Raw genomic sequence first — 10,616 nt, forward strand, 5'->3', positions numbered from 1 at the left:
AAGCAATCTCCATAATCCTCGCTGTTTTTGTTTAGTAGCGGTAGAAGAGCCTGGCTTATATTTCCGATGCAAGCAGTCAGATGTAATATCGAGTTTATCAATATTTCCCGCTCATTGGACGCACCGTTTTCCAGCATTTGCGATCCCTCATGTGTTCCATCGAGTTATCAGGTGGGGAAGACTTATGGAGATTGTACCTTGCTCCAGGATGGATATTTCCTGACCCGTCTAGAATATGCCAACATAGATCGATAGGACTTCACCGCAATAATACCCCACGAAAAACCGGTGGCGAAAGCTCATTATATGCTCAGCTCCCCTGGTTTTGTTCAATTTGCCAGATTGTTTCCCGCTAGGACGTTTGGCACCTTCATCGTCACCGTTTTCTGAGCAGCGTAACTATGTCAGGTTCAAGACGAAGGCGATAGTACGTCCCGACAACGTGGCAGATCGTGAGCGGAGGAATTTATTCACTTCCGGTGCCGCTCACGGGCAAGGAGGCCAGACGGGAGAGCGGCAGATCAGGCGTCATCCGTTTCTGGAGCCCAGGGTCCTGATAGCTTCAGAGACGGTCGTCTCCTGCTGCGCCAGCAGGTTGTTGACCTGCTCGAAGGCGCGGCTCACGCTGATGAGGCGCGTCATCTCCGTCATGGCGTCGACATTCGATCCCTCGATCATGCCCTGCACGACGCCCACACTGTTGTCATCGGCCACCGGCTGGGCGGGCTTGTTCGGGATTACGCCGGATGTACCGGCATAGGTCAGCTCCGCATCGGCGGGGATGGTGAAAAGACCGATCGCGCCGATCTGCGCGCCGTTCTGGTAGATCGCGCCATCGCTTGAAATCTTCGGTGCGCCGCCAGCCGGATTGAGCACGATCGGCGCGCCGCCGACATCCAGCACCGGATGGCCGGTGACGGTGACGAGATCGCCCGTCGGCAGCATGTTCATGCGCCCGTCACGCGTATAGATCTGGCCCTGCGGCGTGGAGACAGACATCCACACATCGCCCTTGACCGCAACATCCAGCGGATTGTCGGTCTTGAACATCGGGCCCGCCTCGGTGCGGATGAAGCTCTTGCCCGCGGTCGCGAAGCTCACATCGTCGCTGGCCTTGTCCGAAACAATCGAGCTGAACTTGGTGCCCTCGCCCCGGAAGCCGACCGTGGAAACATTGGCCACATTATGGGCAATGGCATCCATCCGCCGTTCCAGCGTAATGAGCGAGGAAAGCCCGACATAGATAGAATTATTCTGCATGCCTAGCGCCCGCCCAACCTGAAGCTCTGCAAGGTGCTCAGGATATTCATCGAAATGCCGACGGAAGAAGTGCCGCCCAAAAGCAGGGACGCAATCGACGCCGGGCTGCTCGCGGACGGGTTTTTCATCTCATGCATAGCGGTAAAGCGCGAAATGAGCTTCGAGACGTAATCGGGGTCCGACATCTTGGTGAAATCGATCTTGTCCTCGATCATCTTCGCCTGCTTGTCGATAGCGGCATTGGATATGGTGGATGGCCAGCCGAAGGTCGTCTGGATCATCGACACCAGCGCCTTGTCGCCCAGAATTTCATAGGCATTGGTCAGCGTCGGCGCCTTGCGCTGGAAATAAAGCGCCAGCCGCACGCCTTCGTTCTGGCTTCCGGCTTCTTTCTCCAGCGTCTGGCGAAGATATTTGTCGACCACGCCCTGCTGCGCCGCAATGCCCTCGGTCGCCTTCTCACCCTTGCCCGCAAAATCGAAGACCGTCGCAAACTCCTTGTAGCGCTTGTCGGTCAGCTTGTTGGCCATGGCATCATCGCCCTTGATGCCTCCGGTCAATATCTTGCGCACGAACGCCTTGGCGAAGGCCATGTCTTCCAGACCGAACGCCTTCAGCGCATAGTTATACAGGCGGCTGTCGGCCATGAATTCATCGATGGATTTCACGTTGCCGATATTCTTCTTGTAGTAGGCGGTTTCCCGCTCCACCATCGGTTCCTTCGAAACACGCTGCAACGACCGCGTCATATTCGACGCGATCAGGCGATAGCTCGTCATGGTATCAAACATATCAATCTCTTTTGGTCAAAAGCGGGTTCCGTCCCGATCACATTATCTGCGTCCAATCGAACCGGAGAATTTCAAGACCGTATCTGGGCTGTGGCTGGAGCGAACGCGCAACGGCTTAATCGGCGGTTAAAATGTCTGATCATAACGAAGCGAGCAATCCCAAGTTATTGGTTGATCCAGTGACCGTTCGTTGCGTGACGGTGTACTGGTTTCGGATACGCGAAGCCTCGTCAACCGCTTTAACCGAGCCGGATCAGGTAATCGCGTGAGAGTAGCCCGAACCAAACTGGAGCCTTGATCAAGTTGGCAACAATCGCGCTGTCGGGGGGATATGCGCCTGACCGGCATCGAGGCTAGCTTACACGGCTCCATGAGCTGCGATCAGAATGACTTGTGGGTATCCAGAACAGCCCGGTCAACACTAGCCGTCCTCTGCAATTCTCTCGCTAACGCTTGATGGAAAATAGAAGCTCAGCCGATAGCTCTCTAAAAGTCATGATATTCAGTGGCATCGCGACGTACCGCTGGCGATAGCGGTCAATAGGGCGGGTGCCTCGATGCTATCGCTTGATTTCCGGCAGGAGGCAGCGGACCCGGAGGCCCACTGCTTGGTCTGGTTGAGTTTCAGATATCCAGGATCGTGATGTTTACGGATTGCAGCGGCGTCAGAGAACCGTCAGCAAAGGCATGGATGGTGAATGAGCCGGGATTCAGCCTTGCTTCAAAATCCCGGGTAGCTGTAGTGATCTGGGTGGACCATACGGGCTCAGTGTCGGAGGGTCGGTCTCCTTCCCTGAAGGCTCCGATCCAGTTGCGAGAATCGGCTCGTGAGAATTCGACATGGCCGACAACGGTCATCAAGGCAGTTGATTCAGCTGACAGGCTTGCACCAGTTCCAATTGGTCCTTTCACCGCTTCTGCAGATGTCTCTCCTTTGATTACCTGTCGCACGGAGATCCTGTCATTCTCGTGATCATCCGTTACAAAAGAGAACTTGCCGTCGGAACCCACTGTCAAGGCAGTCTTCCACGTTCCGCTGCGGGTTTTAAACTGGAGCTGGGCTTCGGGCACCCCTATGCCTTCCACCGCGGTTAGCCAGTTGCCATCAGCTTTCTTCGATGATGCCCAGGCGCGTGAGATCACCGGCGTCGCCACTGCTGCGATGATAGCAGACAGATCACCAGTCAGCCGATGCATGCCCCCGCCAGTGGTAAACGACAAGCCGTCTTTGGCTGCGTGGGTGCCGCTGGTCACATCCAGTTCTGCGGTTAGGCGTGCCTCGACAGTCCAGACGCCTTTCTCATGCCACATTGCGCCAAAATAGTTGACGAGTTTCTTTCTATCTTCCGATAGCCGCCACACCTTTGCATACATTGTGCCGTCTGGTTTCCATGTCTTTACATCGTCGGAAAACGTGAAACCGGCTGGCGCTGTCAGGGTGTTTAGAGCGTATGTGCCTCCGGGCTGGGCCAAGCCCGTTGATTCGAGTTGTATCATCACCGTGCCAGTATCGCCGGGCTTGATCTCGGGAACTGTTGTCTGTTTTGCCCAGTTTACAGCCCGCACGCCTGCGGCAAGCGTTCCTGTTGCTGGAGGTTGGCCATTGACTGCAAACGACAGGCCGCTTTCGGCTTTACGGATGCCCACCGCGTTAGCGTCCTTGTCGGCCCTCAGATTCACAACAATTGTCCATATGCCCTTGGCGTCCCACCAGGCACCGTTATTGGTGAGAACACGCCCGTCCGACGATAGTGTCCAACCGTGTCCGGCGTCCGACCCGTCCGGATGCCTCGTGACGACATCATTGTCGGCGAACGTGAAGCCTGGAGGAGCTTTCATCACGTAACTTCCGCCATCCTTGCCGGTTCCTGTTGATTCCAGCTCGATCTTTGCTTTTCCAAAGCCGCCGGGTTCAATTTCGGGTATTTCAGTCTGCCTTACTGATCGTACAACCCACGAACCCACCATGATATCCGCCGATTTCAAAGGTGCATAAGATATTTTGTCGGGAAATACATGAACCGTATATTCACCTGCCGGGAGGCTCCGGAACTCTATTCTCTCGTTCGCAGTTCTGACGTCGATTTGTCTCACTATGTTGCTTTCGGTGGGAAGCTTCCCCTTCGGAACCACTCCAATCCAGTTCGTTTCGCTGGCGCGATGAAACGTGACACGCGCAACTATCGCATCGTTACCGTATGCCTCGACCTCCAGTTCAACCGGTCGCAGTACTACCTCACCATAGATTTCCCATTGTTTGCAACCGTCGTCACCATGGGCATCTGAACTGCAGAACGAACGTGTGACGTTAATCACAGCGTCCCGTCCCACCAGGAGCTGTTGAGCGCCTTGAACTCCAACCAGAGCGTCATTCAGATAAATCGCCGGAGCGCCTTCGGGAATACGGAGATGGAGAATAGCGTTATGACGAAACGGCAACTTGCCAGACAGTCCGTCGTTTAAAGTCGTCATCATGAATGCCTTGTCAGCAAGCGTCCGTCCACGGAGTTGCTTGAACTGCTCCGGTGTCAGGTTGAGTTTTTCACTCCGGCAGACGATGTAGGCGGCATCTGATGGATTGCCGGTTACGCTTTGGTCATTATTGCTGACATCATACAAAAATGACTTCATTTCACACTCGTTCAGCCCCTTGGTGCCATTGCGTAGAAGGAGCCCATCGGTTCCGCTTCGATGGATGGCCTGCACAATGAGTTCGTTCGTCTGTGGGTCCGAAAGCTGCAACATATAGCTGCTCCAGTGAGCCTCGGCAGCCTCGATACGGGCTTTCTGCGTGGTATCGCGAACTCCGTGGGAAATTTCCTCCAGAGCCTTCTTCCGCTTTTCTTCAATGGGAAGGTTGTCGAAGTCGTCATCGGCCGGATGTTTCTCCATCCAAGGCCGTGGTTCCAAGGTGATGGCATGTTCATCGAAGTTTCCTTGATGGACATCTGGCGATGCAAGCGACGAAAGCGCTGCCGCTCCCGCTGTAAGGGCGCGTAGCGCACCTGCTTCTCGTTCGAAGTGCTCCGTGAATTTGCGCATGATAACTCCTCCTATCATTTGTTGCCATTTTTGCTCTTAAGCGAACGGTTGGGTTCGCTGTACCAGTCTGGCAGGTGTTGAACGAGGAGACAACATAAAAGTTAGATATAATCTATTTATAATGCAGATGCCGGGAAATAGGGCATAACGGAAGATAATAATGCAAAAGCAAAAGGTTGACAGCATAAAGGCTGACTTTATCAGTTCTGAGTGGAGGTTAAAGTTAGAAAAAACGATACACGCAAGGCGTGGCATGGTCGGAGCTTCACCTTCCAAGATCCCAAAGGGCCTCTCGTTCCGCTCTGGTCAAGAACAGGCAGGCCATCTCGCTCAGTCGTGGCGCCGAAGCAAAGGGTATCGGACCGGGCATTCGCTCCTGGTCGCTGGGTCCGGTCCTTTTTTGCGACGCCTGCAGTTTTCGAATGAGGAAGCCAGGGATACGGAGTTTGCCTTGTCGGGCTCTTCGCGAGAGGCAAATCCCGGAGCGGCCGCTTGGATCGCATTCTTCAGTCGCCCCAGTCGTCGCATCGCCGCTGCAGCACCCATTAACCAACTTTCGGAGGCGCCCCACGGTTGGCGATCTGAAAGAAGCCTGGTTCGGGGCGGGCAAACCGCCTCGGAATTACGCGGCTTCGCTCTGCAAGGTGTCCATCGACCTGTCAACTAAACCGGCATTACCGTTTCTGGGGCGAGAGGCTCTCGGGCGTGATCGGCCGGTTGTTTCGTCATCGGTCAAACTCTCCGAACGATCGGCGGGCGATGAGCTTTTGCGGAACTAGTCATCTTCTGAAGGGCTTCATATTAAACGACGATCCCGGACGCGGCCAGGTTGTTGTCTGCGCCGTACTCGGTTCACGCCCACGGCGAAGCCGATATCCGTCCGGAATTTTCCTCTGCTGAAGCAATGTGGCCCAGAGTTACACTCAGGGCTTATGTATCATTCAGAGACGAGCGCCAGCTTTCCCGATGAATAACATCATTGAACGGGTTGTAGATCTGTCAGGGTTATAGTTGTGCGGATTAAGCGTTCACAGTGCTGAATATTATTGCTCGTGAGGCCGCATACTCCGCCTTGATCAAGGCTGCCGATAGTATCGCTGTTGATTGTAAGGGAAACCATCACGGTTGCCTTCTTTCAGGCGTTGACCGCTATTGTTTCTGCGCCTGACATTCGCTGAGCAATGGCTTTTCTTCGGCTTCATGATCGGCTGTCATGAAGGACAGGACCGCCTTATCGCCCTTACTGTGCCAGCGATAACTTTCCTGCTCGTTGATGGCGACGTAACGCACTCCGGAGGCTGACGGTGCGAGCGTCATGACTACCTGGCGGCCTTCAAGAACGGCGATGGCAAGCGAATCTCCGTCATCCATGTTGACGTAGGTGACTGGAACCAATGCGCCTCGTTCGCAGACGTATGTCTTTTGAATGATATCGGGCACTTCCTGGTATTCCGCTGCATGAGCCGGGAGAACAAGCATGCTCAGTATAAGGAGTAGCGCACAGGTTGCTGAATGTTTCATAGTACAATTCCTCGGTAGAAAGAATAATGTGAATGACGCAAATCCGTAAAGGGTCTTTTCTCATCAATCCAGCTGAAATACAACGTCCGATCAAAAGGAAAGGATATCTCCACGGAGCCCGTACTTCGTGAGGAGACACTACTTCACATGATCTTGCAAGGTTAATGCTTTATGGCATGTCCTGCCAAAGTATACCTGTTTTTGCCATGTCAATCAAAAATTACCTGCCGGAGGTGTGTTCAGCGCCTCGGAAAATGTCGCCGCATCGTCTCGATTGGGTCTGTCAGGACCAATGCTTTTTCGCGATCTTTCTTCCGACGATGTGGCAGACGATTATTGATTTTAGATTCAACGTGTTAAAAGTATAAAAATTCCAAGTTCTAGAGTATCTACAGGAAAATAAATGACAAGAGTTTGACGTTAAAATATTTCTTGTTTACAAATTGCGCATTAGCGTACAAAGATAGATTGTCTCAAGGGGTTGCCCTGATGATGAAGTTAACTGCTATCTTTTACATTATGCTGATTGTATTGGTTTCGCCCGTAGCTATCGCTTCAACTTGTGGCGCGTCATCATCGGCGACAGATGTATCCAGTTCTATTTTAAGGCGACAATTGTCGGCGCTGGAAGCCATTCGCCGGGCTCGGCGTTGCGTTGATGAGCCTTCGGGTGGTCTTTTCAATGCCTGTCGTGACGTCGCCATGCAGATTCAGCAGGTCCGCAGACTGATGAGTTTAAAGTCAAAGTGGAGCGCTGATTGCGAAAGTGCTGACGAAAAGGATAAAGTCCGCGCACAAAGGCGGGCTCACGCAAGGTCACCTAAGGTGCGTTCCGAAACGCCGGTGGTTTCCACAACTGGAGTGCGGCGCGAAACACAGAACCGCCAACGCAGCAACAACACCTCTGGTCAAGCCCTTTCCTACTGCGTCCGTCTTTCGGACGGCTATTTTTTTCCTACTCCCAACTCTCAGTTCAGGCAAAAGGGGGGACTGCATGCTGCTTTGACGCAGTGCCAAATGATATGCGAGACACCCGATATGGCTGTGTATGTACTGCACGACCGTTTCGATGAGACTGGAGAAATGATCTCGGTCGCAGACGGACGGCCCTATAGCGAATTGTCAACCGCCTATTTTTATCAGGAAGATGATCGGGAGTTCAAACGTTGCAGTTGGAACCGCTACATCGCCAGAATAAACAGTGCTTTCATAACCCGGGATGTGACCAGTCAATTGGAAAAAGTGGAAACTCCGGTTCCAGAAAGCAAGCCGCAAGATCATAACCACAGCAGGGCAGTCAGGCCCCAGGGGCTGGCTGAGCTTCGAATTCCAGACAGGCCGGTGCGCATGGTGGGGCCTACCTTCATTCCGGATGGGCCTGCCAGAAAGGCAGTTACGAGGTAGGGGAGTTTCGGCCCAGGGCAGTTGAATTCTGCGGGAGATAAATTTTCAGTGCGCCGCCACTTGTAAAATCGTCGGCAAATGAACCGGTTGTACCACTATGGAAGGGCGACTTGTGTTGAGCAACATGCGCCCGCGAGGAGAGATTGATGATATTACTTCTTCTGCAAGTATTGGGTGGTATTGCCGGTGGTTCGGTCATGGGAAAAATCGTACATGGTAGTGATGCCGGTGCGGGACCAAATGCAGTGATTGGTGCCGTCGGCGGCGTGATCGGAGCGCAACTGATTGGAATTGTTCTGGGGCAAATCTCAGGACCTTCAGTTGCATTTGATATCGGTGCACTCATTGGCCCGTTTGTTGATGGAGCGGTAAGCGGGGGGGCTATACAGATTCTGGCGGGGCGGAGGGTACGTAGACTACTGGCGTGGATGATCCAGCGGCAATTGCCCAGTTGAACATCGCCTATGCATGACGAACTTTAATCAGGCAGAGCATCGATTAACTCGAAGATGTCTTTGCCCATAGCAGTCGGGCACATTTGACATGTTGTTGGCAGCGTCGCTGTGGAACAGAAACGCTTCGAACATCGTGCTTGCCGCTTAACAATTTATTACGGGTAGGAGAAAACAATGCCAACGCGCGGACGAAATCCCAACTTCAAACTCGCCACTGTCTGTTCTGCAGTTGACAAATCGGAGAATGAGCTGGCTCATCTGCTTGGTATATCCCTGGCCGCCCTGAAGGCTATTGATCATCGAAATCCGCCACTCTACCTGCAACTGGCACTTACCGGCCTTCTTATGGAGCTGGAACCCAATCCCCTTTTCAAGGCTACGCTAAGGGACGGCAACCAGATGACGGTGCACGGTTGCGGGAACGGAACAATTGCAGGAGTAAGGGTAGCCTTCGCAAAATGCACAGATCTGGGTTAGCTGTATGGTGGTTACAAACTCTGGAGGAGACAGAGTAGCGCGTTTCTCGGTCAATTTGCCCCAACGTGATCCTGCAGGACGAGTGAAGCAGACACACTGGCTTTCTTCCCGCTACTTTCATGTGTTGCCATAGCGATGGCAATGGGTGCGGTTGCAATCCCTCTCGATGCCCGATGATTTCGCGTGGCTCAATAGTTGGGGGCAGGCGCAGGCTCCGGCAGTTCGCACAGACATAGCTGCCTGCGCTTCATCTTTCTGCCGTGCATAATCGTGTGGAAATCTTTGGCTTGCGGGTTTGATTGGGGTCGGTTTCCAGCGTGCGTAGCGTCCGCATATCTTGGGACATCAATTGGGTTCTGCGTTTAACCCATTGCTGCCGGGAGCGGTGACGCACTTGGCCAGGGCTGTTTGATCCAGTTGGCCAGTGAGTGAGGAGCAGCTCCGCCAGGGATAGGAAACGTAAACCCGGCGAAGCTGCTGACGCGGCCCTTAATGAGGCAAAAGGTCACCGCGTCATACCGATTATGAACCTCGTCTCGAAGCAGGATGCCAGATCACTGACTCGAAGGTCATGCTGACAAGCCAACAGCCGAACTCTGGTTTGGCTTGACATGAAGCTGGAAAACGCAACCCCGCCGTAGTTGGCCATGAACGGCGAGGTTGCAGGACTGCTCAGCTGTCACGGGGCCAGGAGCAGTGACTCCCTGAATCTCTAAAATTCGTTCAGAAATGAGAATTGCTGGCGCTGCTTCCCAACTAGGGCGAAAGGAGCAGCGCCATTACTGAACTGGACGGGTTCAGAAATGTCCAGCAAAACTCCATTCAGGTGCAAGGCCTGGAGGATTTGCTCAACGTTGCCGAAAATGTCAGGACATACCGGGTGTCACAATTACAATTTCTTGCGGGTATGTTCTTGCAGCCAATGTTTCAGGCCGACTGTCAACCATATCCCGACTCTATTCCCAATCCCCATTTGAATAACTGATGATAAAAAGCGCGGTTGTAGGAACGGCCAATGACCGCGTTCACTTCAGGTGGATTTCATAACGCTGATCGCGTTGTTCATACCGTCCCGCCAGCTGGGGGCCTATATTCGTCTGTCTTATATGGTCCGCTTCAAGTGCTTGGACAGCTTCGCCTAATTTGGCTGGGCAAGGCACTCCTCTATTCAAACCCAGATATTGGGTTCGCAAGTCATATCGCTATGGCTTGCCATGACATTCCTCCTGCCTTACCAGGCGGTTTTAACTCACAAGAAGATAATCTGGCCAGCGACCGCCTGACTTGGGAAAGGCGCGATTGGCTTCCTACCCCTTCGGTGTTGGTAGTGTTGTTGTCGAATACTCAACCCGGCCATTCTAATCGCCACGATGGGTACCAGATTTGAGTGAGAATTTTCTGGAACACCCGAAAGGTGCTGAATCTGCGAGAACAGTGATGATATCGCGAGAGTAGGGTTTTAGGCGAAACCCTATTGTTTATGGATTTCTTGTTTTGAGGATTGATTGGGTTTTTTAAAACCCCAGTTTGAGGCAAGGTTGGGGCGGGTAGTTGTTGTAGCTGTTTTTGAGTGGATTGTTTGTCCATGGGATTTTGATGTTGTGGCGCGTTTGACTGGCTTTTGGTTGCGCCCTATGGATTTGGAGCATTGAATGAGCCTCTATGG

General features: G+C 53.1%; 7 protein-coding genes. 3 read left to right on the forward strand and 4 right to left on the reverse strand.

All coding sequences use genetic code 11. The features are described from left to right. Window positions 1-528: 528 nt before the first annotated feature. The 4 genes from flgF to ACOWVS_RS21155 all read right to left on the reverse strand — a co-directional run bounded on the left by flgF (window position 529) and on the right by ACOWVS_RS21155 (window position 6,614). A complete protein-coding gene (flgF, locus tag ACOWVS_RS21140) occupies window positions 529-1,260 on the reverse strand; it encodes a flagellar basal-body rod protein FlgF (protein WP_075042439.1) in 732 nt (243 codons plus the stop codon). A gap of 2 nt (window positions 1,261-1,262) precedes the next feature. After that, the gene (locus tag ACOWVS_RS21145) at window positions 1,263-2,051 is read right to left on the reverse strand and encodes a DUF1217 domain-containing protein (RefSeq protein WP_075042440.1); all 789 of its coding nucleotides are present in this window, start codon (window positions 2,049-2,051) and stop codon (window positions 1,263-1,265) included. Window positions 2,052-2,675: 624 nt separating this feature from the next. Next, window positions 2,676-5,093, reverse strand: a complete 2,418-nt coding sequence (locus tag ACOWVS_RS21150) for an ADP-ribosyltransferase (RefSeq protein ID WP_075042441.1) — start codon at window positions 5,091-5,093, stop codon at window positions 2,676-2,678. Window positions 5,094-6,242: 1,149 nt separating this feature from the next. Continuing rightward, the gene (locus tag ACOWVS_RS21155) at window positions 6,243-6,614 is read right to left on the reverse strand and encodes an MliC family protein (protein WP_075042443.1); all 372 of its coding nucleotides are present in this window, start codon (window positions 6,612-6,614) and stop codon (window positions 6,243-6,245) included. Window positions 6,615-7,103: 489 nt separating this feature from the next. Between ACOWVS_RS21155 and ACOWVS_RS21160 the strand changes: the two genes are divergently transcribed. The 3 genes from ACOWVS_RS21160 to ACOWVS_RS21170 all read left to right on the forward strand — a co-directional run bounded on the left by ACOWVS_RS21160 (window position 7,104) and on the right by ACOWVS_RS21170 (window position 8,950). Further along, window positions 7,104-8,018 carry a DUF2865 domain-containing protein gene (locus tag ACOWVS_RS21160; protein ID WP_210215560.1) on the forward strand — a complete coding sequence of 305 codons (915 nt, stop codon included), beginning with the start codon at window positions 7,104-7,106 and terminating at the stop codon, window positions 8,016-8,018. A gap of 146 nt (window positions 8,019-8,164) precedes the next feature. Next, entirely contained in the window at window positions 8,165-8,473 is a 309-nt protein-coding gene (locus ACOWVS_RS21165) for a hypothetical protein (protein ID WP_075042445.1), read from the forward strand. A 174-nt stretch (window positions 8,474-8,647) separates the two neighbouring features. Then, window positions 8,648-8,950 (forward strand): hypothetical protein, encoded by a 303-nt coding sequence (locus tag ACOWVS_RS21170; protein WP_075042446.1) that lies wholly within the window; start codon window positions 8,648-8,650, stop codon window positions 8,948-8,950. Window positions 8,951-10,616 lie beyond the last annotated feature (1,666 nt).

Origin of the sequence: Brucella sp. IR068, from assembly GCF_049065885.1 — a bacterium.
Classification (GTDB): domain Bacteria; phylum Pseudomonadota; class Alphaproteobacteria; order Rhizobiales; family Rhizobiaceae; genus Brucella; species Brucella intermedia.

Coding starts and splice junctions, on each gene's coding strand:
- flgF (WP_075042439.1), bottom strand. CDS start 1,260: ATGCAGAATAATTCTATCTATGTCGGGCTTTCCTCGCTCATTACGCTG.
- ACOWVS_RS21145 (WP_075042440.1), bottom strand. CDS start 2,051: ATGTTTGATACCATGACGAGCTATCGCCTGATCGCGTCGAATATGACG.
- ACOWVS_RS21150 (WP_075042441.1), bottom strand. CDS start 5,093: ATGCGCAAATTCACGGAGCACTTCGAACGAGAAGCAGGTGCGCTACGC.
- ACOWVS_RS21155 (WP_075042443.1), bottom strand. CDS start 6,614: ATGAAACATTCAGCAACCTGTGCGCTACTCCTTATACTGAGCATGCTT.
- ACOWVS_RS21160 (WP_210215560.1), top strand. CDS start 7,104: ATGATGAAGTTAACTGCTATCTTTTACATTATGCTGATTGTATTGGTT.
- ACOWVS_RS21165 (WP_075042445.1), top strand. CDS start 8,165: ATGATATTACTTCTTCTGCAAGTATTGGGTGGTATTGCCGGTGGTTCG.
- ACOWVS_RS21170 (WP_075042446.1), top strand. CDS start 8,648: ATGCCAACGCGCGGACGAAATCCCAACTTCAAACTCGCCACTGTCTGT.